Consider the following 24,590-nt stretch of genomic DNA (forward strand, 5'->3'; position numbering starts at 1 on the left):
ACTGATGGAAGTTTCACTTTATGCCCATAAAAATTGAAAAATAGGGAATAGAATATATAGTGAAACTTCAATTTCTAAGGAGGTATTAAATGACTGGTTTTCGGATTGAACAAGACACACTTGGGAAAGTGAGAGTTCCAGCTGATAAATATTGGGGAGCACAAACACAAAGAAGTAAAGATAATTTTAAAATTGGGATTGAAAAAATGCCTAAGGAGGTTATTTATGCTTTTGCGAAAATAAAGAATGCAGCAGCCATTGTAAATCATAGGCTTGGAAAACTGCAAGAGGAAAAAAAGATTGCGATTACTCAAGCAACTCTAGAGATTTTACAAGGAAGGTTTGATGAACATTTCCCACTAGCCGTTTGGCAAACAGGGAGCGGAACGCAAACAAATATGAATATTAATGAAGTGGTTGCTAGAAGGGCGAATGAACTGCTACAAGAAAAAGGAGATAGTGTCCATCCAAATGACGATGTTAATATGTCTCAAAGCTCGAATGATACATTCCCAACAGCCATGCATGTTGCTGCTTTTATCGAGATAGCAGAAAAGCTTATTCCATCACTTCAAAAATTGAAAGGGACGATCAATCAAAAGGAAAAAGCGTTTGCACATATTGTCAAAATCGGGAGAACTCATCTCCAAGATGCTACACCATTAACATTAGGGCAGGAAATAAGCGGCTGGAGGGCCATGTTAGATAAAAACGAACGAATGATTTCAGAGGCGATGATCCATCTCCTCGATTTAGCGATTGGTGGAACGGCTGTTGGGACAGGAATTAATGCCCATAAATCATTTGGTAATGAAGTGGCTTTAGAAATTGCCAATCTAACTGGTCACCCATTTCGTTCTTCAGCTAATAAATTCCAAGGACTGACAAGTCATAATGAAATTGTTCATGTCCATGGAGCATTAAAAGCTCTAGCAGCTGACCTGATGAAGATAGCCAATGATGTAAGATGGCTAGCGAGTGGACCAAGAAGTGGGATAGGGGAATTATCGATACCGGCAAATGAACCAGGTAGTTCAATTATGCCTGGGAAAGTAAACCCAACACAAAGTGAAGCATTGACGATGGTTGCCTGTCAAATCCTTGGAAATGATGCAGCGATCGTATTTGCGGCAAGCCAAGGAAACTTCGAACTAAATGTCTTTAAACCAGTCATTATCTATAACCTCCTCCAGAGTATTCGTCTATTAGCTGATGGAATGAGATCATTCAATGAGAAATGTATGGTAGGCTTAGAGGCAAATGAAGAGGTAATAGACGAACATGTGAAAAGGTCACTTATGCTTGTTACCGCGCTAAATCCACATATTGGATATGAAAAAGCTGCTGAAATTGCCAAGCTAGCTTTTAAAGAAAATAGTACATTAAAATCAGCTGCTTTAAAGTCCGGGTATGTTACGAATGGGCAGTATGATGAATGGGTTGATCCTAAAAAGATGGTGTAATTTAATAATCGTAAAGATTATTGCAGGAAGCATTCTTTACATCAATGAAAAGGCCCCCATTTACTGGGGGCCAAGCCATATCATATTAAATTATATTAAACAAATTATTGTTGTTGAAAACCGCCAAGTTGTTGCTCAGCCATTTGCACTAGGCGTTTTGTAATTTCTCCTCCAACTGATCCGTTGGCACGAGATGTAGTATCAGCACCTAAGTTTACACCAAATTCATTTGCAATTTCAAACTTCATTTGGTCAAGTGCTTGTGCTACTCCAGGTACAACTAATTGGTTTGAGGAATTGCTTCTGTTAGATGTTTGGTTATTCATAATGTTTCATCTCCTCATATTATTTTTAATATTGGTTGGGCTAGCCGGAATTGCACCGACACAAGTTGAACTTGTTACCTCTAAGTGGTTTAACCCAGCGGTTAGTAGAAAGCTGCAAGTCGCTGTGTTTACTCTCTATTATGTTTGTTTTCGAGAAGTTTATTCTTAAAAAAAGTGTGGGAATTGTTTCCTAATGAAATTTACATAACTTTAAAAAGAGAAACGAACGCTATAAGTTAACGGAAGCTTAGTTTAAGCTTAAGTCTTGAAAGGCATCCAGCTATTTTCTAATTATTTTGAATGGAGAGGAAAGAGATATGGCTTTTTGTCCAATTTGCAATGGGTTTGAAGAAATTAAAATAGCTTGCTCTTCATGTGGAAATGCATTAATGGATAATGGCAGGATCATGGATTATTATGATGATTACAGTCCATACATGCCTATTGATCAAATGAAAATGGAGGATGGCTACCCAGCAGATTATGAAAATAGAGAATGCCCACATTTATTAAAATGCACTGTTTGTGGAATAAATGAAGTGAGACTAATTAAAGAATAAACGAAAAAGGAACACCTTACTTGAGAAGGGTTCCTTTCTTTTGTTATTATATATTTGTTTTTACTCGGCTTTAAATGGTGGTTCTTCATCATAAAGTTCTCTAGCTTCCTCAATGTTCGCCGTTTCTTCCCTCATATGGACAGACCCTCCAGACATTCCTTCGTTTATCATTCGATCGATATCCATAAAGGACTTGTCTCTGCCCTCATGATGTGAATCGGCTTGTACTTTTTTATTTTTAGACAATGTTGATTCCTCCTTTGGCCGTTTAATCTATTTTTTCAAAGAAGGTTCCGAAATATACTAAATTATTGATCATAAACATGGAAAAGCATTAATTCATGAATTTGTTCCATCAGCTTAATTTCATCTTCTCCATTTGGAGTAGCGGATGTCCATTCAATTTTTCCATTTTGATGATAAATCCCATTAAACATTTGCTTATTATAGTAAAATGAAAACTTCCAGCCTGGTAATTGTTTATTTTCGTATAATGGCTTGTATTGAAAATGTGTTAACATATCGCTGCCCCCTTTAATACCATTTTACCCAATCTTGTCAAACAACCCAAGAAAAAAAATTGTAACAATTTTAATCCAGTTTAATTCCTTAAAAACAGGCTTACTTGAAGAGATTATCTTAAACCAGCGAATTCAAAGAAAAGCTCAGTAAGTAAATGAATTCGTTTCTTCTCGATTTCTTCTTCATCAAATCGCATTGGCTTTGAATTAATTTCATAAATGACATACTTCCCGTTAGAAGATATACCAACATCAATTGAAAATTCTCCAAAAAAACCCATTTCTTCAGACAAAAGAAGACCGATCCGATGTGCTGTATCTGCAAAAAACTGATCATGTTCCTTCGTTTGAATATGATGATAGGGAATTAAAAGACCACCATTAGGTATATGTGTAGTAATTTCCTGTTTCTGAGATTGTCTAATGCCAATTCCAGTCGGCTGATATCTATTTTTTGAAAAATGAACGAGCACACGGAAATCAAAGCGCTTACCTTTATATAATAATGGAGTAATTGCTTCTTGAGCGATATACGTCTTTTCCATAAGCTTCGGACCCCACTCTCCCCAAAATGAAAGGAAATCTTTAAATGTAAAACAATTTTTTAAGCCATTCATTTTGATAGATCCATCCTGATTCAAATAAATCTGATAGATACCGCTTCCCTTTGATCCAAGCGCTGGTTTTAAATATAGGCTTTTATGCTTGTTAAGAAGCAGTAGAAGTGAGGATTCTTCAGCAGCAATAATGGTTTCAGGAATGAATGGTTGAAGATAAGGGTCTCGAGATAACAATTGATTAACTTCAAACTTATTAAGAAAAAAGGCATTAAAAAAGGGAATTTGCTTACTTTGAAAATATTGATAGGTTTTATAAAATGAAATAGATTTTTCTTGTTTTCGAAAGGGAACACGGTTATAGACAACATGGGGAAGAGGAGATTTTACAGGAAACCATTTATCCTCATTAGGGACGAAAATAAACCCATTTAGACTATCAGAAATATTCTGAGGAGTGAAAACGACGGAAATTCCGCCGTTTTTTAGGATTTCTTTCTGCAGCTCTTTAAATAATTGTCCATTCCCTATGACGTTATTATCCTTATTTCTTCCTGTTAGTATGCCGATTAGTGGAATGGAATTATTTATGTCGATGTTAAAGGCAAGAAGATTTTCGGCTGGAATTGTTTGATATTTTTTTACTGGATGCAGATGGCTGCCAATCGTCACGAGCCTTTCGCTAGAATGAGTAAACCATTCTTTATTCTCTAAGGAATAATATAAATTCATTTAAAAACTTCCTCTGGACTAGTAATAGCTCTTTCAGCAAGAAAAACTGCAAAAGAAAGTGAAAGTTTCCTAGTGAGAAAATCGAAATCCTTCAGCTGAGGATGTTTGAAAATGGATCTTCCAGGTTTTGAATTTGCTTCAAATAGCCAAACGTCCCCTTTTCGATCAAGTCCGAGGTCAAAACCAATTTCACCAATGATTCCCTCAATATTCTCTTCTAGAGCTTTACTCAATAAAAGGGCAGCTTCTTCTAATTTTGATTCCGCCAGAATTTGTTCTTCCGTGGAAGTAAATACTTCGGAAATTGTTTTTATTACTCCACCACTGTTGACATGTGTTGTAACACTTCCTGCCCCCGCAACCTTAGCAGCCATTGCTGTAACAACCCAATTGCCATGGTCATCTTTATTTGTATGAATTCGAAAATCAAATGTGCGTCCTTCTGTTCGAAGCAAATGAATCCCCTGCTGGATAAGCATTCGATTCAGTTTTTTTCCTACAAAGACTTGGTTCATTAACGACTCCAAGCTGCTAAACTTTTGAAGTTTATTTTCTCCAAGATGATCACGGAAGCGGCAATAATAGAAACCATCTGCTTTATTGTATAAAATTTGATGAATTCCTAGCCCGAGACTTCCATTTACTGGCTTTATATAAACATGACCGTATTCTCCAAGCATTCTTTCTATTCCTGAAAAAGACGAAAAGGCATGTGTTTCTGGTAAATACATTGAAATTTTTTCATTTTGAAGAAGCCTTTCATATACATCAAGTTTATTGAAAAAGCCAGGGTTATACCATGGAATTAAATATTCTATTTGCAACCGTTCTTTAACTTTTTTCTGTTCGGTCTGTCGTTCACTTTTACGATTTGGCAGACGATCATAAATCACATTAGGAAAGGGAACTTCATAAATCTCCCAGCCATCTTGTTGATAAAATAACCCCTTTATTGTTCCATCTTCCCAATTAATATGCTGCTCACCGAAAACAAAGGGCAAGGCACCTACTGACTTTTTGACAGAAAGCAATTTAGCAAAAAACAAACTGCGTTCTCCTATCGGTCTCATTGGAAAGAATGTAAAGCCTGATGTGAATATACCTACAAGCGGGCCAAGGAATAAGGTTTCATTATCAGTGAATAGATGAAGTGGAACGTTCATATTGGGGAATTTAAGTTGATCTGCTACATCTTTACTTAAACTAATTACATTTCTGCCGCTTGGTTGATATTCAATTAATATATCAATTGAGTGAGATCCAAACGCTAATTTCGATAATTTTTTTTTATGGTAAAAATCTTTTGGAATACGGACCTTTCGGGAGATGTCATGAAGAATTTCTACCTGATATTGTTTTCTCATTTTAACGTCTCCTTTTATTTTACTAATGTTTTCCCATAAAGAAGGGGTGCAGTAAATAATTTTTCCTCTAGAAAAGGATTGATTGTTAAAGCAACTTTTCGACCAGGCTTCGAATTAATATCAAGAATCCAAATGGAATGATCTTTACTTACACCCAAATCTACACCTAATTCAAAAAGTGGGGGGAAATTCTGTTCCAGAATAATGGGCAAGCTATTAAGAATGTCGCTCAGCTCTTGACCTAGATAATCTTTTCCTGTAACAGATAATGAATCAAGCCAAGTTTCGATTGGGGAAATGGTTCCACCAGCACTTACATTAGAAACTATGCCATTCAGCTTTCCAGTTCGTATTCCTTTTGCAATTTCATGCCAATTTCCAAATTCATCCTTTTGTAGCAGAATCCTAATATCGAAGGGCTGATTGCTTTCATTTGTGAGCTCCTTGTATTCCTGAACAAGATAACTGCGATCTTTGATAAGGTAATTAATCCATGCAATTGCTTTATCTTCATATGGAAATGTTCGAGTTATTGAATTTTTTTGTTTATCTGTTTTCACAATTATTTCATTATTCTTTTTCTCTAAATAATAAATTCCTCGACCTTGTGAGCCGCTAATCGGTTTGATCATGACTGGCTTATGAGGAATAAGCTGCTGAACGATACTTTCACCTGAAGTTACATGCTTTGAGGGTAATAAATATGGTGACAGTTTCGAGTTTACAAGAGAATTGTATAAATCTAATTTATTTGGAAGTCCATAGCCTAAAAAAAGGAGATCATTTCTAGTTTTTAACCATTTTACAATCGCTTTACATTGTTTCGAATGAGTATCATCCCCGTAAAAACAGCGGTCATAGAGGATTTTGGGTATAGAAAATTCACTTTGCATCCATTCATTTGTATGTGGGTTAAATTTGTCACCGTGCACCTTTTCTGAATTTGGATTTATATTAGAGGGGATAAAACGGAAGCATTCAATATCGAGTAGGTGTGCACGTTTGGCAATTTCCCTGAAATATGTCTTTTCATTATTTGTGTGTAATGTTAACAGTCCGAATGAAAGCATCATTCATACCTCCTTGAGAATGATAAGAAAGTCATGTATTCAATTAGTGCCTTGGCTGATGGTCGAACCTTCTTGTCATAAACGTCCAAGTTCTTTGACGGTTTTACATTTGCTTCGATAATCCATAGCATTCCATTTTCATCAACTCCGATATCAATGCCAAGTTCACCAATGAAACCATCTGCATTTTGGCTTATAATGGAAGAAACTTCTACAGCAAGCTCCTTTATTAGTGTAAGCTGCTGGATAGCTGTTTTTCTATTTGATAATTGAGATAGGATTTGTAATGGACTCATAACTTCTCCGCCCCTTGCAATATTTGATACAAATTGCTCATCGGCGGAAATTCTCGCTACAGCAGAAGTTGCTTCCCATGCATTTTGATAATTCCGATGGCAAAGGATGCGAAAATCAAGCAGTTTATTTTTATATTTCATTAGATTTATACCTTGCTGTGCAAGATATGATCTTTTTTTAAGAAATGGCTTTATCCACATAAATAGTTGATCGAAGTCTTGAAACAAGGATTTTTTATCAAGCCCCATGCCTGTGGATATTTCTGAAATGATATGGTTATTTTCTTTTGAAATTTTTATGATATTTCTACCTTGGCTCCCATGGATTGGTTTAATAAATAAAGAATCATATTTTCTAATCATTTCTTCTAACATGTCTTTTGTGACAGAAACAGTTTCTGGAAGATAAGGCTGCATATATTCCTCAGAAAATAAATATTCGTAAACTTTATCTTTAGATAAAAATTGATCATTAAATAATGGAATATTATTAACAATCGTACTAGCCTTGAATTTTTGAAAAATAGGACTCGCTTCTAGCCTGCGTGAGTGTATTCGATTATAGATGACATCTGGAAGGGGGACAGTAGATTTCTGCCACATTTCATTTTGAATATAATAACCGCTGATTTTCCCTTCAAAATAATCATGTAATTGAAATACAAAGAAAATACCGCCTATTTCTGATACTTGATTGTGCATTTCTCTGCAAAAGTTCTGAATGGAAGGAAAATAGGGTTCCTCTTTAATTGAATCGTTTATTTCAGTTAATAATCCAATAACTGGTCCAAGGAAAAGAGAGTTTACTTTATGTGAATAGCTTGAGATTAGCTGTGTTTCTTGAAGAGGTATCAAAAGCTCATAAAATAAATTTTCATCCAGGTGAATTTCGTCTTTCGTAATTGCTGCTCCCTCAACTGCTACTTCGACTTGATTGCCTCCTACAGCAATAACTAATGATTTTGTCGTATTTATTTTCCAAAAATTTATTAAAGAGTGGCTAATTTTTAAAGAATTTTGAAACGATTTAATCGGAACAATCGTAATAGGTAATAATGATAAAGTCATGATCATTCCTCTTTTACATAAGAATGGGTTAGCAAATTAGAAAAGTAAGTCATTAATAATGAAAAATAGGCAAAAGCTGATAAAGTATCGTATGTAAATAAAGTTAAATTGGTGCGCAAGTCCAGATGGAAGGCAGATGTTTAATCGAATGCAAATCATGCTTACAATAATATTAATGGTCATTATTGGAGCCATTATCGGTGGCGTTACAAATGCACTTGCGATAAAAATGCTTTTTAGGCCATATAAAACTTTGTATGTAGGGAAATGGAGAGTCCCATTTACCCCGGGCTTAATTCCAAAGCGAAGAGATGAATTGGCAGAACAAATGGGAAAAATGGTTGTAAATCATCTCCTTACTCCAGAAAGTATTCAAAGGAAATTTTTAAATGAAGGTTTTGAAAAGGAGTTTACAGGTGTTGTTCAGAAGGAAATGGCTAATTTCTTAAAAACAACTAAATCTCCTGCTGAATTGCTAGAGAAATTTGGTGTTATGGATGTACAAGGTAAAACAGAAAAACGGTTGAATGAGGCAATTGCGCAAAAATATGAAAATTTAATGGAGAATTACCGAGAGCAGCCATTGAAACATATTGTTCCTGGAGATTTAATCGGAAAAGTAAATGAGAAAATTCCTAGTATTAGCACTTTTATTCTTCAAAAGGGAATTGATTATTTTTCAAGCTATGAAGGGTACTTGAGGATTCAAAGGATGGCGGATGATTTCCTTAAGGAAAGAAGCGGAGTTCTCGGAAGCATGATGCAAATGTTAATGGGCAACATAAATATTGCTGACAAAATTCAACCAGAAATTATTAAATTCCTAAAAAATGAAGGAACTGCTGACATTATCACCACTTTATTGAAAAACGAGTGGGAGAAGGTACTAGAATGGAAAGCTGTAAAGATAGAAGAACAATTTAAAAAAGAGAATGTCCTCTCATTTATTAAAAACAGCGTAAATAAAGTAATTAAGTTAGATCATTATTTCCAAGCGCCTATTTCTAATCTTGCCGATCCTTACCGAACAGAAATCATTGAGACGCTAGCCTCAAATACTGTTAAGCTTCTTTCTGATTGGCTTTCAAATCGGGTAGATGAGCTAATGAAACGACTTCGTTTACAGGAAATTGTCCGAGATCAGGTAGAAACCTTTTCAGTTGAGCGGCTTGAGGAAATGGTTCTCTCCATTACCAAAAGCGAATTAAAGATGATTACGTATTTAGGAGCTTTACTCGGGGGAATAATCGGACTTTTTCAAGGAATCATAGCCCTATTCATATAAAGGCGCTTGCGCTTTTCTTATTCACGTCTCGCTTTTAATAGCATAATTTGTTAAAGTGAAGTGAATTGCCCAAATAGAAAAAGGAGTGGAAATCATGGCAGTAAACTTATATGATTCAGCATACGAATTGGAAAAAACCGTTAGACAAAGTAATGAATATAAATTTTTAAAGCAAACATATAATGAATTAAATGCAGATCCAGCTGCTAAAGCAATGTTTGATAATTTTCGAAATATACAAATGCACCTTCAGCAGAAGCAAATGATGGGTCAGGACATTACTCAGGAAGAAGTGGATCAGGCTCAAAGAACTGTAGCGCTTGCTCAGCAAAATGCAAAAATTGCTAAGCTTATGGAAGCTGAACAGCGTATGAGCATGATGATAGCTGAAATGAATAAAATTATTATGAAGCCTCTTGAAGAGCTATATGGTCCATTAGGTTAATGCTGATAAGTTAATTAATGATAAAAACCGCTCTATATTATATATAGGAGCGGTTTTTTAAATTATTATAGCATTAAAAATTGGTTTTAAAATCTGCCGCCGCCGAGCTGTTGCTCAGCCATTTGCACAAGACGCTTCGTAATTTCCCCACCAACAGAACCATTTGCTCTTGAAGATGTTTCTGGGCCAAGGTTTACACCGAATTCTGCTGCAATTTCGTACTTCATTTGCTCAATTGCCTGAGAAACTCCTGGTACTACTAGCTGATTTGAATTGTTGCTTCTTGCCATGTAAATCATCTCCTTTGGTGTAATAAAATGTTACAATAATAGTTTTTAATGGAATATTGATATTTATACAATGATTATGTTGGTAATTATTTCACGTCTAGGAAAATTTAACTAAATAGACTCGGCGTACCTAGGGAGCTTGTTCTTAAGTAATCTTTCTGAGCTCGGGACGAGGATAGATCAGAAAACGGATCAATATTTCGCCGACATATATTATGCTATTGCTTGCTTAAATAAAAATCGTACATTGTCCTACGATTGTTCTATTCCTTTTTATATTTTCATAAATGTGTAATAGAACATTTTTACACCACGAATAGGGGGCTTTACGATGATATACAGACTTTTAGCCATAAATATTGATGGTACTCTTCTTCAATCGAATGGAAGACTTCATAAATCTACAAAAGATGCAATCGAATATGTACAGCAAAAGGGAATTTATGTAACGTTGGTTACCTCAAGAAGCTTTCCATCAGCGAAAAAGGTAGCAAAGGCGCTTAAATTAAACTCATTGATTATTGCTCATAGTGGAGCATATATTGCCAGTTCGCGAGATAAACCAATCTTTGTTAAGCGGATTACAGAAGATGTTACTTATGATATTGTCCGCCTGCTTGAAGGCTTTTCCTGCCAAATCAGATTAGTGCATGAGAAGTATTCACTTGCAAATAAATCAAAGCTAAATCACAATTTATTAGCTAAAACTGTTTTTTCATCAGGTGATCCTATTTTTTATTCCCAGCAATTTGTTGATTCTTTAAGCGATACGATTCTCGATGAGCCAGTCACCCCACCGAAGATTGAAGTATATTTTGAGGAAGAAAATGATTTACAGGATGCAAAGACAGCTATAAAAGGAATGTTTAGTGAGATCGATATTTTTCAATTGAATAATCTTCATGTTGATATTATGCCTGCAGGAGTTTCTAAACTAAATGGATTGTTATATTTAGGAGATTATTTAGAGATTTCACGTAGCGAAATGGTCGTAATTGGAGATGGCATCGATGATCTCGACATGATTAAAGCCGCAGGGCTTGGAGTAGCGATGGGGAATGCGCCAGTTGAATTGAAGAAAGCGGCTGATTGGATAACTCGCCCGAATAACCAGCACGGTGTTACTTATATGGTTAAGGAGCATTTCCGAAAACAACAGCCAATCGAATTTTTACGTAAAATGAATATATTGAAAAAGTAGAATGAAAAAGAAGTATATTTTAGGATGTTAAATAAGTTAAACTTCCCCATTAGCCAAATAAGCTTGAGGATTAATTTATCCTCAAGTTTTATTTGCTAATAGGAAAGTTTAAGTTTATTAACGTACTAAAGTAAAGTGTGTGTACAATTAAATATCTGCTAATAAGATCGCATAAGAAAAACTAAGGCATTCGCCAAAAAAGACTTGGCGAACGCCAAGTTTTTCTAATGTTACTTTCCTATTAAATCCTACATCTAAGTCTAACCTCTAGAAATATCATTGACCTTAATTAGCCATTTTTGTACACTGATATAAGTTCGAAACAGCTTATTTATTGTCTTCAAGAAATGAAAACGAAAATATTCCATCTTTTTTGATGAATTTTAGTTACAAGATAATGAACAAAAGGTGATTATTATGGAAATCTCGATTTATGGCATACAAGATGAACGATTTCATCGCCCGCTTCAATTAATTGCAAATTTATTTTTTGAGGAATGTTATGTATTTCTAGATCCTATGAATGATGCAGACTTAAAGATTCAATTTAAGATAGAAATTGGAGATTCTATTCAAGTTCATGCAACCCTTATAGATCGTGAGGATAATGAGAAAGCAGCATTCTATGAAACTTTAGTTCCTTCTTTTGAGTCAGAGAAAGAGCATTTTAAGCTAATAAAAACCATAGTTTCTCATGTATATTTGAGAGTACTTCAAGATTGGACAGGTATCATACAAAAATGGGGAATTCTTACTGGTGTGCGGCCAACTAAACTTCTCCATCGCCATATGCAATTGAAAACTCCTCAATCTGCTGCTCATCAACAATTAAGACAGGATTATTTAATCACTGATGAAAAAATCCAGCTTATGCAGCAGATTGTTGATCGACAGTTAGCTGTCGTTCCTGATCTTTACGAGCTTCAAAATGAGGTAAGCATTTATATTGGGATCCCTTTTTGCCCGACAAAGTGTGCTTATTGCACATTCCCAGCTTATGCTATTAATGGCAGACAAGGCTCCGTAAGCTCATTCCTTGGCGGTCTCCATTATGAAATGCGAAAAGTTGGAGAATGGTTGAAAGAGAACAAGGTTAAAATTACAACTGTATATTATGGTGGCGGTACACCAACAAGTATTACGGCAGAAGAAATGGATATGCTTTACGAGGAAATGTATGCTTCTTTCCCTGATGTTGAAAACATCCGTGAAATAACTGTAGAAGCGGGAAGACCGGACACGATTTCACCTCAAAAACTAGAAGTATTGAAAAAATGGCATATAGACCGCATCAGCATCAATCCGCAGTCATATATCCAGGAAACCTTAAAAGCGATTGGAAGGCATCATACTGTTGAAGAAACGATTGAAAAGTTTTATTTAGCACGAGATATGGGAATGAACAATATCAATATGGATTTAATTATTGGACTGCCTGGAGAAGGTACAGAAGAATTTGCTTATTCCCTTAGTGAAACCGAAAAGCTGATGCCTGAATCACTCACTGTTCATACACTTTCTTTCAAACGTGCATCTGAGATGACGAAAAATAAGGAAAAATATAAGGTAGCAGATCGAAGAGAAGTTGAAAAAATGATGGAAATGGCAGAGAGCTGGACGAAAGAGCATCAATATGCACCTTATTATCTATACAGACAAAAGAATATTCTTGGCAATCTTGAGAATGTTGGATACTCGCTTCCTAATCAAGAGAGCATTTATAATATTATGATTATGGAAGAACAACAAACGATCATCGGCCTAGGCTGTGGGGCAGCCAGTAAATTTGTCGATCCACTAACAAGAAAAATTACTCATTTTGCCAATCCAAAAGATCCGAAATCTTATAATGATAGCTATGAAAAATATACAGAAGAAAAGATAGAAATACTAAATGAATTATTTAATAAGTAGCTTCAAGTTGATGGCTTAAAGCCTATGGTGTGTACGTGAAAAAGTGATTAATAAAACATCTTAAAATTGATGCTTACTCCACAACCCCCCAGGGAATTTCAGTACAAGTCATGAACATATCTTGAAAAATAAGACTTCCCTGCCACATAGGTAGGGAAGTCTTATTTTTTTGGCTAATAGGAAAGTTTAAGTTTATTAGCGTACTAAAGTAAGGTGTGTGTTCAATTAAATATCTGCTAATAAGATCGTATAAGAAAAACTAAGCCATTTGCCATAAAGAATTTGGTGAACGCCAAGTTTTTCTAAAAAATTGAAACAAAAATAAAGGTTTTTTTCAAAATAAATAGAATGATTTAGGTACAAAAGATCATAAACTTCATTGAATGAAATGTAATTGCTTTTAATAAGGGGAGGAATCAGTATGATGATGCAAACACCTTTGACAATGACGCAAATGATCAAGAGGGCAGAAAGATTTTTTCCAAAGAAAGAGGTTGTATCCAGAACAGCAAGCGGGATACAGAGATTTACATATAAGCAGATAGCGGAACGAACGAGAAAGCTTGCCGAAAGTCTTCAAAAGCTTGGAGTAGAAAGAGGAGATAAGGTCGGGACCATGGCGTGGAATCATCATCGCCACTTAGAAGCTTACTTTGCTATTCCATGCAGTGGTGCTATTCTTCACACGATTAACATTCGGCTTTCACCACAGCATATTGTATTCATTATTAATCATGCCGAGAATAAAGTACTTTTAATAGATCCAGATCTTGTTCCTTTAATTGAGGCTTGTAAGGATAAGTTGCCGACTGTTAAGGCATTCATTATTATGACGGATGAGCCAGAACTTCCTGAAACGACGCTATCACCAGTTTATCACTATGAAAAATTACTAGAGGAAGCTAGTGGAGAATACGAGTATCCAGATGATCTTGATGAAAATGAGCCTGCTGGAATGTGTTATACTTCTGCAACAACAGGGAATCCGAAAGGTGTTATTTATTCACATCGCGGCATTGTTCTTCACAGCATGGCGTTAGGTATGGCAGATAGTGCAGGTGTCAGTGAAAAGGATATTGCTATGCCGGTTGTTCCGATGTTTCATGTGAATGCATGGGGATTGCCGTTTGCGTCTGTTTGGTTTGGTACGAACTTGGTCATGCCTGGGCCATATTTCACACCAAAGCTTTTAGCCGAGCTAATACAGGAAGAAAAGGTTACGATTACAGCAGGAGTTCCAACCATTTGGTTAGGGCTTTTAAAGGAGCTGGATGAACATAACTATGATATGAGTTCTTTACGAGGTGTTCTTTGCGGTGGTTCAGCTGCTCCGAAAGGGATGATTAAAGCATTTGAACAAAAACATAATATTCCTTTCATGCATGCGTATGGAATGACCGAAACAAGCCCACTTGTAGTCATTTCAACTTTGAAAAGCTATCAGGAGGAGCTTTCCTATGAAGAACGCCTTGAGATAAGAGCGAAGCAAGGTATACTCGTACCTGGTTTAGAAATGAAAATTGTCGGCAAGGACGGAGAAGTAGAGTGGAATGGAAAAGAGATGGGAGAATTTGCGATCCGTGGTCCATGGATTGCTTCTGAATACTATAAAGACGATAGGACCAAAGAAGCATTCCGGGATGGTTGGCTATTTACAGGGGATGTTGTCACGATTGATGAAGAAGGTTTTATGAAAATTGTAGATCGAACAAAGGATCTGATTAAGAGCGGAGGAGAATGGATTTCCTCTGTTGACATAGAAAATGCTTTAATGGCGCATGAAGCAGTATTTGAAGCAGCGGTTGTTGCAGTACCGCACGAGGAATGGCAAGAGCGTCCTGTTGCGTGTATTGTATTAAAGGATGCCTATAAAGGAAAAATCGAAAAACAGGAGCTTTACGAATTCCTGAAACCTCAGTTTGCTAAATGGTGGCTTCCTGATGAAATATTATTTCTCGAAGAAATTCCGAAAACCTCAGTTGGAAAGTTTCTAAAAATGGCTTTAAGAGATCAAGTTCAGAAGGATCTTACAGAAGAAAAAAAGTAATAGATGAAGGCAGCCGTAAGAAAAGTTCCGGCTGCTTTCCATTTTTGTCATTCAAACCGAGAAAAACATAATGAATTTTTTGAATTTTTGATATAAAAGGTTTTTAAAAATAATATTATTCATTATAATGAGGTTAGAACATAAAGGGAGGGAATATTTTGACAATGAAATTTGTAACAGATACAGTCCGTTTACATGTCAATGGACGAGTTGCTACTGTAGAATTAAATAGGCCAGATTCATTAAATGCACTTAATATCGAAATGCTTAAGGGATTAGCCTCGATCTTGAAGGAGATTAGCAGCTTGGATGAAGTAGATATCGTTGTTTTATCTGGGAAAGGGAGGGCATTCTGTTCTGGCGGTGATATAAAGACAATGCTTGCTGAAGCAGATGAAAGTGTGTTCCCAGCAGTGATGGATAGTATTAGTGAAGTCGTAACAGCCCTTTACCATATGCCGAAATTAACGATAAGTGCTATTTCAGGTGCAGCAGCAGGTCTCGGACTTAGTATTGCTTTAGCAACTGATTACATAGTAGCAGATAAAGCTAGCAAACTAGCCATGAATTTTATTGGGATAGGATTAATTCCGGATGGCGGCGGTCATTTCTTTTTGGAAAAGCGACTTGGTGAAGATAAGGCAAAGCATTTGATTTGGGAAGGAAAGCCCTTAACAGCAGATGATGCCTATCATTTAGGGCTAGTCCAAATGATTGTAGACGGGCAATTAACAGAAGCCATAGAGGGATTACTGCAAAAACTGCTGAATAGCCCGATAAAGGCTATGATAGAAACGAAAAAAATATATGCTGAAAAAAACTTGCCTCAATTGCTTAAAGTATTAGAGCTTGAAAAGGAAGGCCAATCTAAAATGAGACAAACAAAAGACCACCAGGAGGGCATACAAGCATTTTTAGAGAAAAGAAGACCTGTTTATAAAGGTCATTAATCTTTCAGGTAAAGTTGAAAAAACAGGGAAGTTCCAAAAGCGGAATTCCCTGTTTTAGCTTTAAAAAAAGCATGATCCATATTAGAGAATTGTCTTGCTCTACAAGGAAAGTTCTAAAGAGCAGGAACAATTGTCCTTAGATTGTTCTGAAGGCACTAAACATTTTTCTAGGAGTGAAATAATATTAGTTTTCCAGCAGGTGATGTGCACCGAAATGTCTTTTCATCAAAACCTTTTTCTTGTAACATTTTTTCTCCCATTCCTTTTGCCTCATGATCATCTCCAGCTTGAAATGATTCATCAAGAAGCTTCTCACCATTTTTTTCAAAAACCGTTAATTTGTATGTTTTCATTTCGTTATCCCTCCATATAAAAAATTCAGATTGTTACTATTATTCTTACATAATTTCTATCAATGTGCAAAGCATTATTATTTTGGATAAAAATGAGAAAAATAGATTAATTTTGAACCTTTTTAAATACTTATTCGTAAAAACATATGGAAAGTAAAGGAGGAGTTAAACAATGGGATTACAGCTTGAGCATGTTACGAAGCGATTTGGAAAGTTTACAGCTGTTGATGATCTTTCTATTTCCATCCCAGAAAAGGAAATGTTCGGTTTCCTTGGTGCAAATGGTGCCGGAAAGACAACAACCTTTCGAATGATTCTTGGGTTGATTGATGCCAGTGAAGGAAAAATCACCTGGAATGGAAATTCGATTGATTATTCAACGAGTCCACTGATCGGATATTTACCTGAAGAGCGAGGCTTATATCCAAAGCTGAAGGTAAAGGATCAAATTGTCTATTTGGCAAGATTAAGAGGAATGCAAAAACAAGATGTAATAAAAGAACTGAATTATTGGCTAAACCGCTTTAAAGTACCTGAATATGCAGATAAAAAGGTGGAAGAGCTGTCGAAAGGGAATCAGCAAAAAATTCAATTCATTACAGCGGTCATTCATAAACCGAAATTATTAATACTTGATGAACCTTTCAGCGGTTTAGATCCTGTCAATGTCGAGCAGTTGAAGGATGCTGTTTTGGAATTGAAGGATAAAGGGACGACGATTGTATTTTCATCGCATAGGATGGAGCATGTGGAAGAAATGTGTGAGCATTTATGCATTATGCATAAAGGAAAGCCAGTTGTAAAAGGGACTTTAAAAGAAATTAAGCGTGCATTTGGGAAAAAGAATTTAGTTATCCATGCCGATTTTGATCTGGAATTTCTTAAAAGCCACCCTGGTGTGACAAATGCACGTCAAACAACTGAAGGGATTCATTTACAAATTTCGGGTGAAGAAATAGCAGAGGATGTATTAAAAGAGATTGTTGGAAAAGGGTTTATCCGAAAATTTGTCCTCGAAGAGCCTTCATTAAATGATATCTTTATTGAAAAGGTAGGTGCTTCTTATGAGTAATTTTTGGATTATTCTATGGCATACTTATCTCTCAAAGCTTAAATCGAAATCATTCATTATTACAACATTAATTACCTTACTGCTTGTTGCTGGATTGACAAATATGTCAAGAATAATGGACCTTTTTAATAAAGGTGATGAAAATGAAGAAAAGATAGCTGTTATTGATGAAACCGGTGAGCTGATAAATCCATTAATGGAGCAGCTAAAGTTGAATAACAGCAGCATCCTTATTGAGTCGTTTAAGGGGACAGTAGAAGAAGCAGAGAAGTCTGTAATAGAAAATGCATATGAAGGACTGCTAATTCTATCATTCAATGAAGAGAAGCTGCCTGAAGCAGCTTATAAGGCAAGAAGTATTGCAGATACTTCGCTTCCATCTGAGCTTCAGCAATACCTGCAGCAAATGAAGACCCAACTGGCAGCTTCACATATTAATTTAACACAGGATCAATTAAACAAACTCTATGAGCCAATTTCTTTTAGTAAAACGGCACTTGAGGAAAATGCAAAAACCGAAGAGGAATTGAATCAAGCGAGAGGGCTTGTCTATGTTCTATTATTCATCATCTATTTTGCCGTTCTCATGTATGCAAATATGATTGCAATGGAAGTAGCAACTGAAAAATCTTCAAGAGTCATGGAAATTCTTATTTCAAGTGTTTCACCTGTTAAGCAAATGTTTGCCAAAATTATCGGAATAGCATTGCTAAGTCTAACGCAAATGGTCATTCTTTTTGTCGTCGGCTTCTATTTCGTCAAAAAGAATTTAGAATCGATGCAAGGTGGCTTTTTCGAATTTTTCGGATTCAACGATATACCAATTTCGACGATCATATATGCTCTTGTCTTCCTTTTGCTCGGCTATTTCCTATATGCAACATTAGCAGCGTTTCTTGGTTCACTCGTTAGCCGTATTGAAGATGTTCAGCAAATGATTATGCCAATGACAATGCTTGTAGTAGCTGGCTTTATGATTGCTATGTTTGGCCTTGGTCAGCCAGATACATCCTTTATTACGATTGCTTCTTATATTCCTTTCTTTACGCCAATGCTGATGTTTATGCGTGTAGGGATGCTAACGCTGCCAGTATGGGAGCCAATGATCGGGATTGCCATTCTGATTATTACCATTATCATTCTTGCCGTTTTTGGTGCGAAGGTATATAAAGGCGGAGTACTTATGTACGGAAAATCGAATTCCTTTAAAGATATTAAAAAGGCTATTCAGCTGACGAAAAATGAATAAAGACATAAAAGCTCTGCAATTCGCAGAGCTTTTTAGTGAAAGAAATTTTAATTATATAAGAACGTGCATTCGCATGAAAAATCGGCTAAAATGGAAAAAAAGAGATCGAGAGGATTCATATATGAAAAAGGTGACATTTATCCATGCAGCCGATTTGCACTTGGACAGCCCAATGGTAGGATTGAACCATTTACCCCCTAGCCTTTTTAAAAAGCTTCAAGAAAGTACATTCGAAGCACTGACTAAAATTGTTGATTCAGCCCTTATTCATCAGGTGGATTTTGTAATTTTTGCAGGAGATTTATTTGATGGAGAGGATCGAAGTATACGTGCCCAAATACGATTCCGTAAAGAGATGGAGAGACTAGCAGAGAAGAATATATCTGTATTTGTGGTCCATGGAAACCATGATCATATGGAAGGAAATTGGACACATATATCAATGCCTGATAATGTTTATATTTTCGCACACGAGGTAGAGGTTATGAGATTTTCAAAAAATGAGGAAGCCTCTGTTCATTTATATGGATTTAGCTATCCAAAAAGGCATGTGTATAATCAGATGATTAACGATTATTCAAAAAAACAAGGAGCAGATTTCCATATTGGCATCCTTCATGGAAATTTAGAAGGAAGCAGTGACCATGATAAATATGCCCCTTTCACACTAAATGATTTGTATGAAAAAGATTTTGATTACTGGGCGCTTGGTCATATACATAAACGTAATATTTTAAATCTGAAGCCTCCGGTTGTTTATTCTGGCAATATTCAAGGACGGAATAGGAAGGAAACTGGTTCAAAAGGCTGTTATTTAGTTCATTTATCGGATTTAGGAGCAGATTTTGAATTTATTGAGACATCCGCTGTTATTTGGGAGGAAAAGACAATCGAAGCTTCTAAGGCTTCATCATTCCAGGAAATATTCCATCTTTGCAAAAATTTAATCGAAGAAAACCGTAAAGACAATAAGGGAATCATTCTGTCTTTATTTATTGATAATATTTATCTCCCTGCTCAAGAAATGAAGAGCATTTTGAATGGAGAGTTATTAGAAACCTTGCAGGAGGAAGAAAAGGATGAAGAAGAGTTTGTATGGATTTCAAAAATATCCATTACCGAAAAAATAAATTGGAATCGTGATCAGTTAGCAAGAGAATCTGATTTCTTTAATGAGCTTTTTAGCAACTCAGATCAGTATGATATGCTCGATAGCCATATTTCAGCCTTGTATAATCATCCCGCAGCCAAAAAGTATTTGAATCCATTTTCAGAAGAAGAAACAATAGAGCTTGCTAAAGAGGCTGAGACCCTATTAGTAAATCTTTTGTTTAAACAGTAAAAGCTGCAACTAGATAATAGTGGAGGTGAAAACGTGAGAATAACAGATATTCATATATATGGGTATGGTAAGCTCTCTAATTTAAAGATTTCTAATTTGCATGAACTCCAAGTTATATTTGGAGAAAATGAAGCAGGAAAGTCAACGATTATGTCGTTTATCCATAGTATTTTATTTGGCTTTCCAACTAAGCAGCAATCAGAGCTTAGATATGAACCGAAAGAAGGAACAAAGTACGGTGGGCAGATAACTGCTTACTTCCCAGAAGAAGGGAGAGCTGTGATTGAACGTATAAAGGGAAAGGCAGCTGGTGATGTAAGTGTTATTCTAGAAGATGGGACAAGGGGAGAAGAGGAGCTTCTAAAGAATCTATTATTCCATGTGGATAAATCACTTTTTCAATCGATATTTTCTTTTAATATTCATGGGCTGCAAAATGTTCATCAGATGAGAAGCGAGGATTTAGGAAGATTTTTGTTTTCTACTGGTGCTTTAGGAACAGATCAGCTGCTCCGTGCGGAAAATACTTTGCAAAAAGAACTGGAGATCCGCTTCAAACCCAATGGCAAAAAGCCAAATATTAATGTAAAGCTTAAAGAACTTAAACAGCTGCACAATGAATTAAAAAAAGCTGAACTGCAAAATGAGCAATACTGGGTTCTTCTTAATGAAAAAGAAAGTTTAGAAAAAGAGATTAATGAAAAACAAAGAGAGCAATTACTGCTTCAGAATCAGCTTTCGAAATTAGAAACTTGGAGAAAAATTCATCCATTAATTATAGAGGAACATGCAATAAAAGAAGAATTGATCCAGTATAAAGATATATATTTCCCGATTGATGGTATTTCAAGATTAGATCGTCTTGAAGAGTTAATGAAGCCGCTTGAAGGACAGATCAACAGTATAACAAAAGGGATTAATATGATTGAGGAAGAAATTCAAATTAACCTTCCTGATGTCCGTCTACTAAATAAGGAGCATGAGATTCAAGCTGCCGTCGAAAGTCTATCTTTATTAGAAAAACTCAAGCAAGAGGAGAAAGAGCTTCAAGATAAGCTTTATGAGATTCAACAAGATGAGGTTGTTCTTCGAGAAAAGCTCCATTTAAACCTTAATGAGGAGCAGCTCTTATCTATAAATACGAGTGTTTTTATGAAGGAAAAGGTTATTGCTGCTCATGAAAAATCTAAACGACTAAAGTCAAGGAAGCTTGACCTTGATGAAAGATTTCATGAAGAGAAACAAAGGCTTGAGGAAACTGAAGAACAACTGAAATTATTAGAAAGTCAGCAACTTCCTGAACCAGAAAGGAAGGAGCTTGAAGAAGAATTACGATCTACTGAAAAAATGCAAGATTTAGAACAAGAGCTTAAACAGATTGATACAAGGCTTGATTTTCTTTATAAAACACAAAATAGTGAAAAAGAAAGATTACGAAGAAAAAGAATCCAAGAGAAATTTCAATCATCTATATTTTGTATCCTTTTTTTCGCACTAATTGCCTGGGGAGTAATGGAAGCAAGCTGGCCTATAATTGCCATTGGCATACTAGGGATTATCTACGCAGTAAGTATGTTTTTTAAGAAATCGACTGAAGCAAAAAATAGTTTCGTTTATGAAGAAATAACTTCATTAAAAAATAGAAAAAAGCATATTTTACAAAAGTTAAATGAGCCAAGTATGTTTAATGCGGCAAAAGTTGAAGATAGACTCGAAAAAGATAATACGGTATTAGAGCGGACACATCAATTAAAAATCCTGTGGGAACAAAGAAATGAACAATATGAAAAGGTCATTATCGATTTTGAATCTTGGGAAAAAGAAATACTTAAACATGAAAATGTATTAGTTGAACTCGGCGATAATCTCTTTTTGCCACGTGATTTAGCCCTTTCCCATATTGAGGATGCCTTTTTGTATATTGAACAGCTAAAAAAACTTTATCGTGAGCGGAAAGTAACATTTGAACGTCTCAATTCGATTTCAATAAGAATTACAGAAATACAAAATAGCATAGTGGATTTATCTCATTCCGTATTAGATACAATCCCTGCAAATATTCAAGAAATGGCATACTTGTTAAGAAATCGTTTTAAGGAGGAATCAGAGAAAAAAATTAAGCTAGAAGGAAGAAAAGCAAAGCTTTCTGAGCTTGAAGAGGAGCTTCAAAGAAATAAGCTGGAATACGAGCATTTTCAAATAGAGCGAGAAAAGCTTTTTCAGTCTGCAAATTCAGAATCTGAAGAGCAATATAGGGAACAAGGTAAGCTGGCAGATAAAAAGGCCAAGCTGGATGAACATATCGAAGGCATACGCAGACAACTAAAGCTATCGCCTTTTACTGATGCAGAGCTTAAAGAATATATGAATATAGCAGATTTGGGCCTATTAATAAGCAAACAATCACAGGTGTGCGCTGACCTCAAAGAAACGATTCCGTTATTACAAAATCGACTTGCCGAGAAAAAATATGAAGTTCAACTGCTAGAAGAAGGTGGAACCTTTGCAGAGCTTTTACACTTATATAAGCAAAGGAAATCAGAGCTTGAAGGGGAGGCAAGGGAATGGGCTAAATTTGCCCTAGCGAAGGATATCCTTGATCGAACAATTGAAAGCTTTAAAAACGAGAGATTACCCCAAATGCTGAAAAAAGCCGAGGAGTACCTTCAGTTTTTAACAGACAATAAATATGTTCGAATATATCCAAAAAAGGAAGGCATTGGTTTTCTGCTTGAAAATGATCATGGATTGGTATTTGAAGCAAATGAACTAAGTCAAGCAACTACTGAACAATTGTTTTTAGCACTTAGACTAGCACTTGCTGTTACTGTTTATGGAAGGTTTCCTTTCCCAATCATTATTGATGATAGTTTTGTCAATTTTGACCATGTAAGAACAGAGAAAGTAGTCAATCTATTAAAAAGCTTATCTGGCCGCCAAATCATATTCTTTACGTGCCATAAGCATATGCTTCCATATTTTAAAGAAAATCAAGTTGCTTTCGTTAACAACAAGGAAGGTTTGCCTATTTAAAAGGGAGATAAAGAGCTAATTAACGTGAAAAAAGAGGAGGGAATACCACCCTTTTACCTTCGGAATTACTCGCCCAGTGTGATATACTATTTTAATAGAAGGGAGCGTCGGCACATATATGTCAAAAGGTATAGTCTATTATGAAGTGGGAGAACATATTGAACAGTTTCTCCTAATAAAAAATGCTGTTAAAGGAATAGCAAGCAATGGAAAGCCCTTTTTAACACTTATTTTTCAAGATCAGAGTGGAGAAATTGAAGCAAAGCTCTGGGATGTCTCTGATGGTGATGAAAAGAATTTTATTCCAGAAACGATTGTTAAAGTTTCTGGTGATATATTGAATTATCGCGGACGTAACCAGCTCAGAATTAGACAAATACGACCGGCGTCCTCAAGTGACTCTGTTAAGCTTTCAGATTTTCTTGAAACAGCACCTCTCAGTACGGAAGAAATGATGAGTAAAATTACTCAATATATTTTTGAAATGAAGAATCCAAATATACAAAGAATTACACGTCATTTATTAAAAAAGCATCAGGAATCATTCATTGAATATCCAGCTGCAACGAAAAATCATCATGAATTCGTTTCAGGACTTGCCTTCCATGTCGTTTCAATGCTTGATCTCGCAAAGGCAATCGCAGGCCTTTATCCAAGTCTTGATACTGATCTTTTATATGCAGGCGTCATTTTACATGATTTGGGAAAAGTAATCGAACTTTCAGGGCCAATCTCGACTACTTATACAGTAGAGGGAAATTTACTTGGACATATAACAATCATGGTTAATGAAATTGGTAAAGCTGCTGAAGAGCTTTCGATTATGGGAGAGGAAGTGATTATCCTCGAGCATTTAGTCCTTTCCCACCACGGGAAAGCTGAATGGGGAAGCCCTAAACCTCCTCTAATTAAAGAGGCTGAAATTCTTCATTATATTGATAATCTGGATGCGAAGATGAATATGCTTGACCGTGCTCTTGAACGTGTGAAACCAGGTGAATTCACAGAAAGAGTCTTTGCATTGGAGAATAGATCATTTTATAAACCTATATTTCATAAATAACCTTATGAAAAAATCGCCATTCCATTTAGGATGGTGATTTTTTTGTTGTTTTCTAAAGCAGATTCATAATTCTATTGCGGAGGCATAAAATATTTTAGTAAAGAATGGACAAACATTCTGAAGGAGGAGGATAAAAAATGTTGATCCCTATTTGGGTATACTTTGTGGCTGCAGGAATTCTTCTTAGTGCTTATATGGCGATACGGGCGGGGAGAGAGGAACGTCAAGTTGAAAATGAGAGTATCGAGCTTGAAGGCAGGGTTTACATGGAAAGGATTGAAAAGGAAAGGGAAGTAAGAAAATCTGGTGAGCATTCAATAGGTTAATGATTAATTGAAAAACAGGTTCCGATTAATGGAACCTGTTTTCAATGTTTATTGAGTGTTAAG

23 protein-coding genes are annotated in these 24,590 nt (G+C 35.7%); 14 read left to right on the forward strand and 9 right to left on the reverse strand.

Annotation, left to right across the window (positions count from 1 at the left end; genetic code table 11):
- Positions 1 to 89 precede the first annotated feature (89 nt).
- The gene (gene fumC / locus KHA94_RS00745; protein ID WP_213100263.1) at positions 90 to 1,463 is read left to right on the forward strand and encodes a class II fumarate hydratase; all 1,374 of its coding nucleotides are present in this window, start codon (positions 90 to 92) and stop codon (positions 1,461 to 1,463) included.
- Between the two features lie 104 nt (positions 1,464 to 1,567).
- Here the strand turns inward: fumC and KHA94_RS00750 are convergent, their stop codons facing one another.
- Positions 1,568 to 1,789 (reverse strand): alpha/beta-type small acid-soluble spore protein, encoded by a 222-nt coding sequence (locus KHA94_RS00750; RefSeq protein ID WP_213100264.1) that lies wholly within the window; start codon positions 1,787 to 1,789, stop codon positions 1,568 to 1,570.
- Between the two features lie 317 nt (positions 1,790 to 2,106).
- On the opposite strand from KHA94_RS00750, the gene KHA94_RS00755 reads away from it, so the two are divergent.
- The gene (locus tag KHA94_RS00755) at positions 2,107 to 2,349 is read left to right on the forward strand and encodes a hypothetical protein (RefSeq protein ID WP_213100265.1); all 243 of its coding nucleotides are present in this window, start codon (positions 2,107 to 2,109) and stop codon (positions 2,347 to 2,349) included.
- Positions 2,350 to 2,409: 60 nt separating this feature from the next.
- Here KHA94_RS00755 and KHA94_RS00760 read toward each other — a convergent pair whose 3' ends face one another.
- The 6 genes from KHA94_RS00760 to KHA94_RS00785 all read right to left on the reverse strand — a co-directional run bounded on the left by KHA94_RS00760 (position 2,410) and on the right by KHA94_RS00785 (position 7,957).
- Complete coding sequence (locus KHA94_RS00760; protein ID WP_213100266.1) at positions 2,410 to 2,595, reverse strand: hypothetical protein; 186 nt, start codon at positions 2,593 to 2,595, stop codon at positions 2,410 to 2,412.
- Between the two features lie 62 nt (positions 2,596 to 2,657).
- A complete protein-coding gene (locus tag KHA94_RS00765; protein ID WP_213100267.1) occupies positions 2,658 to 2,870 on the reverse strand; it encodes a YheE family protein in 213 nt (70 codons plus the stop codon).
- A 113-nt stretch (positions 2,871 to 2,983) separates the two neighbouring features.
- Positions 2,984 to 4,159: a YheC/YheD family endospore coat-associated protein gene (locus KHA94_RS00770; protein WP_213100268.1), complete on the reverse strand. Its 1,176-nt coding sequence runs from the start codon at positions 4,157 to 4,159 to the stop codon at positions 2,984 to 2,986.
- Positions 4,156 to 5,523, reverse strand: coding sequence for a YheC/YheD family endospore coat-associated protein (locus KHA94_RS00775; protein ID WP_213100269.1), 1,368 nt, complete (start codon positions 5,521 to 5,523; stop codon positions 4,156 to 4,158). The genes KHA94_RS00770 and KHA94_RS00775 overlap by 4 nt, the downstream gene beginning before the upstream one ends.
- A 14-nt stretch (positions 5,524 to 5,537) precedes the next feature.
- On the reverse strand, positions 5,538 to 6,596 hold the full coding sequence (locus KHA94_RS00780) for a YheC/YheD family endospore coat-associated protein (RefSeq protein WP_249365254.1): 1,059 nt from the start codon (positions 6,594 to 6,596) through the stop codon (positions 5,538 to 5,540).
- Positions 6,593 to 7,957 (reverse strand): YheC/YheD family endospore coat-associated protein, encoded by a 1,365-nt coding sequence (locus tag KHA94_RS00785; protein WP_249365255.1) that lies wholly within the window; start codon positions 7,955 to 7,957, stop codon positions 6,593 to 6,595. The genes KHA94_RS00780 and KHA94_RS00785 overlap by 4 nt, the downstream gene beginning before the upstream one ends.
- A 136-nt stretch (positions 7,958 to 8,093) precedes the next feature.
- Here KHA94_RS00785 and KHA94_RS00790 point away from each other — a divergent pair, with 136 nt between their 5' ends.
- Positions 8,094 to 9,242 (forward strand): DUF445 domain-containing protein, encoded by a 1,149-nt coding sequence (locus KHA94_RS00790; RefSeq protein ID WP_249365256.1) that lies wholly within the window; start codon positions 8,094 to 8,096, stop codon positions 9,240 to 9,242.
- Between the two features lie 94 nt (positions 9,243 to 9,336).
- Positions 9,337 to 9,687 (forward strand): YlbF/YmcA family competence regulator, encoded by a 351-nt coding sequence (locus tag KHA94_RS00795; RefSeq protein ID WP_213100270.1) that lies wholly within the window; start codon positions 9,337 to 9,339, stop codon positions 9,685 to 9,687.
- 86 nt (positions 9,688 to 9,773) lie between these two features.
- On the opposite strand, the gene KHA94_RS00800 is transcribed toward KHA94_RS00795, so the two are convergent.
- Positions 9,774 to 9,977, reverse strand: coding sequence for an alpha/beta-type small acid-soluble spore protein (locus KHA94_RS00800; protein ID WP_213100271.1), 204 nt, complete (start codon positions 9,975 to 9,977; stop codon positions 9,774 to 9,776).
- A 331-nt stretch (positions 9,978 to 10,308) separates the two neighbouring features.
- On the opposite strand from KHA94_RS00800, the gene KHA94_RS00805 reads away from it, so the two are divergent.
- The 4 genes from KHA94_RS00805 to KHA94_RS00820 all read left to right on the forward strand — a co-directional run bounded on the left by KHA94_RS00805 (position 10,309) and on the right by KHA94_RS00820 (position 16,089).
- Positions 10,309 to 11,178, forward strand: coding sequence for a Cof-type HAD-IIB family hydrolase (locus KHA94_RS00805; RefSeq protein ID WP_213100272.1), 870 nt, complete (start codon positions 10,309 to 10,311; stop codon positions 11,176 to 11,178).
- Positions 11,179 to 11,595: 417 nt separating this feature from the next.
- Entirely contained in the window at positions 11,596 to 13,092 is a 1,497-nt protein-coding gene (locus KHA94_RS00810) for a coproporphyrinogen III oxidase (RefSeq protein ID WP_213100273.1), read from the forward strand.
- Between the two features lie 421 nt (positions 13,093 to 13,513).
- Positions 13,514 to 15,139: a long-chain fatty acid--CoA ligase gene (locus KHA94_RS00815; protein ID WP_213100274.1), complete on the forward strand. Its 1,626-nt coding sequence runs from the start codon at positions 13,514 to 13,516 to the stop codon at positions 15,137 to 15,139.
- A 158-nt stretch (positions 15,140 to 15,297) separates the two neighbouring features.
- Complete coding sequence (locus KHA94_RS00820; RefSeq protein WP_213100275.1) at positions 15,298 to 16,089, forward strand: enoyl-CoA hydratase; 792 nt, start codon at positions 15,298 to 15,300, stop codon at positions 16,087 to 16,089.
- A gap of 167 nt (positions 16,090 to 16,256) precedes the next feature.
- Here KHA94_RS00820 and KHA94_RS00825 read toward each other — a convergent pair whose 3' ends face one another.
- Complete coding sequence (locus KHA94_RS00825; protein ID WP_213100276.1) at positions 16,257 to 16,442, reverse strand: YhzD family protein; 186 nt, start codon at positions 16,440 to 16,442, stop codon at positions 16,257 to 16,259.
- 172 nt (positions 16,443 to 16,614) lie between these two features.
- On the opposite strand from KHA94_RS00825, the gene KHA94_RS00830 reads away from it, so the two are divergent.
- The 6 genes from KHA94_RS00830 (at position 16,615) to KHA94_RS00855 (ending at position 24,527) form a co-directional block, all read left to right on the forward strand.
- On the forward strand, positions 16,615 to 17,514 hold the full coding sequence (locus tag KHA94_RS00830; protein ID WP_213100277.1) for an ABC transporter ATP-binding protein: 900 nt from the start codon (positions 16,615 to 16,617) through the stop codon (positions 17,512 to 17,514).
- Positions 17,507 to 18,763 carry an ABC transporter permease gene (locus tag KHA94_RS00835; RefSeq protein ID WP_213100278.1) on the forward strand — a complete coding sequence of 419 codons (1,257 nt, stop codon included), beginning with the start codon at positions 17,507 to 17,509 and terminating at the stop codon, positions 18,761 to 18,763. Before KHA94_RS00830 ends, KHA94_RS00835 begins: the two co-directional genes overlap by 8 nt.
- Positions 18,764 to 18,884: 121 nt before the next feature.
- Positions 18,885 to 20,105: a metallophosphoesterase family protein gene (locus KHA94_RS00840; RefSeq protein ID WP_213100279.1), complete on the forward strand. Its 1,221-nt coding sequence runs from the start codon at positions 18,885 to 18,887 to the stop codon at positions 20,103 to 20,105.
- 33 nt (positions 20,106 to 20,138) lie between these two features.
- Positions 20,139 to 23,138, forward strand: a complete 3,000-nt coding sequence (locus KHA94_RS00845; RefSeq protein ID WP_213100280.1) for an ATP-binding protein — start codon at positions 20,139 to 20,141, stop codon at positions 23,136 to 23,138.
- A gap of 118 nt (positions 23,139 to 23,256) precedes the next feature.
- Positions 23,257 to 24,201, forward strand: coding sequence for a 3'-5' exoribonuclease YhaM (gene yhaM, locus KHA94_RS00850; RefSeq protein ID WP_213100281.1), 945 nt, complete (start codon positions 23,257 to 23,259; stop codon positions 24,199 to 24,201).
- 137 nt (positions 24,202 to 24,338) lie between these two features.
- Positions 24,339 to 24,527: a sporulation YhaL family protein gene (locus KHA94_RS00855; protein WP_213100282.1), complete on the forward strand. Its 189-nt coding sequence runs from the start codon at positions 24,339 to 24,341 to the stop codon at positions 24,525 to 24,527.
- The last annotated feature ends 63 nt before the right edge of the window (positions 24,528 to 24,590 follow it).

Origin of the sequence: Cytobacillus citreus, from assembly GCF_018343665.1 — a bacterium.
Taxonomy (GTDB): domain Bacteria; phylum Bacillota; class Bacilli; order Bacillales; family Cytobacillaceae; genus Cytobacillus; species Cytobacillus citreus.

Coding starts and splice junctions, on each gene's coding strand:
- KHA94_RS00780 (WP_249365254.1), bottom strand. CDS start 6,596: ATGATGCTTTCATTCGGACTGTTAACATTACACACAAATAATGAAAAG.
- yhaM (WP_213100281.1), top strand. CDS start 23,257: ATGTCAAAAGGTATAGTCTATTATGAAGTGGGAGAACATATTGAACAG.
- KHA94_RS00825 (WP_213100276.1), bottom strand. CDS start 16,442: ATGAAAACATACAAATTAACGGTTTTTGAAAAAAATGGTGAGAAGCTT.
- fumC (WP_213100263.1), top strand. CDS start 90: ATGACTGGTTTTCGGATTGAACAAGACACACTTGGGAAAGTGAGAGTT.
- KHA94_RS00795 (WP_213100270.1), top strand. CDS start 9,337: ATGGCAGTAAACTTATATGATTCAGCATACGAATTGGAAAAAACCGTT.
- KHA94_RS00765 (WP_213100267.1), bottom strand. CDS start 2,870: ATGTTAACACATTTTCAATACAAGCCATTATACGAAAATAAACAATTA.
- KHA94_RS00785 (WP_249365255.1), bottom strand. CDS start 7,957: ATGACTTTATCATTATTACCTATTACGATTGTTCCGATTAAATCGTTT.
- KHA94_RS00755 (WP_213100265.1), top strand. CDS start 2,107: ATGGCTTTTTGTCCAATTTGCAATGGGTTTGAAGAAATTAAAATAGCT.
- KHA94_RS00855 (WP_213100282.1), top strand. CDS start 24,339: ATGTTGATCCCTATTTGGGTATACTTTGTGGCTGCAGGAATTCTTCTT.
- KHA94_RS00840 (WP_213100279.1), top strand. CDS start 18,885: ATGAAAAAGGTGACATTTATCCATGCAGCCGATTTGCACTTGGACAGC.
- KHA94_RS00775 (WP_213100269.1), bottom strand. CDS start 5,523: ATGAGAAAACAATATCAGGTAGAAATTCTTCATGACATCTCCCGAAAG.
- KHA94_RS00830 (WP_213100277.1), top strand. CDS start 16,615: ATGGGATTACAGCTTGAGCATGTTACGAAGCGATTTGGAAAGTTTACA.
- KHA94_RS00750 (WP_213100264.1), bottom strand. CDS start 1,789: ATGAATAACCAAACATCTAACAGAAGCAATTCCTCAAACCAATTAGTT.
- KHA94_RS00810 (WP_213100273.1), top strand. CDS start 11,596: ATGGAAATCTCGATTTATGGCATACAAGATGAACGATTTCATCGCCCG.
- KHA94_RS00815 (WP_213100274.1), top strand. CDS start 13,514: ATGATGATGCAAACACCTTTGACAATGACGCAAATGATCAAGAGGGCA.
- KHA94_RS00790 (WP_249365256.1), top strand. CDS start 8,094: ATGTTTAATCGAATGCAAATCATGCTTACAATAATATTAATGGTCATT.
- KHA94_RS00770 (WP_213100268.1), bottom strand. CDS start 4,159: ATGAATTTATATTATTCCTTAGAGAATAAAGAATGGTTTACTCATTCT.
- KHA94_RS00835 (WP_213100278.1), top strand. CDS start 17,507: ATGAGTAATTTTTGGATTATTCTATGGCATACTTATCTCTCAAAGCTT.
- KHA94_RS00805 (WP_213100272.1), top strand. CDS start 10,309: ATGATATACAGACTTTTAGCCATAAATATTGATGGTACTCTTCTTCAA.
- KHA94_RS00800 (WP_213100271.1), bottom strand. CDS start 9,977: ATGGCAAGAAGCAACAATTCAAATCAGCTAGTAGTACCAGGAGTTTCT.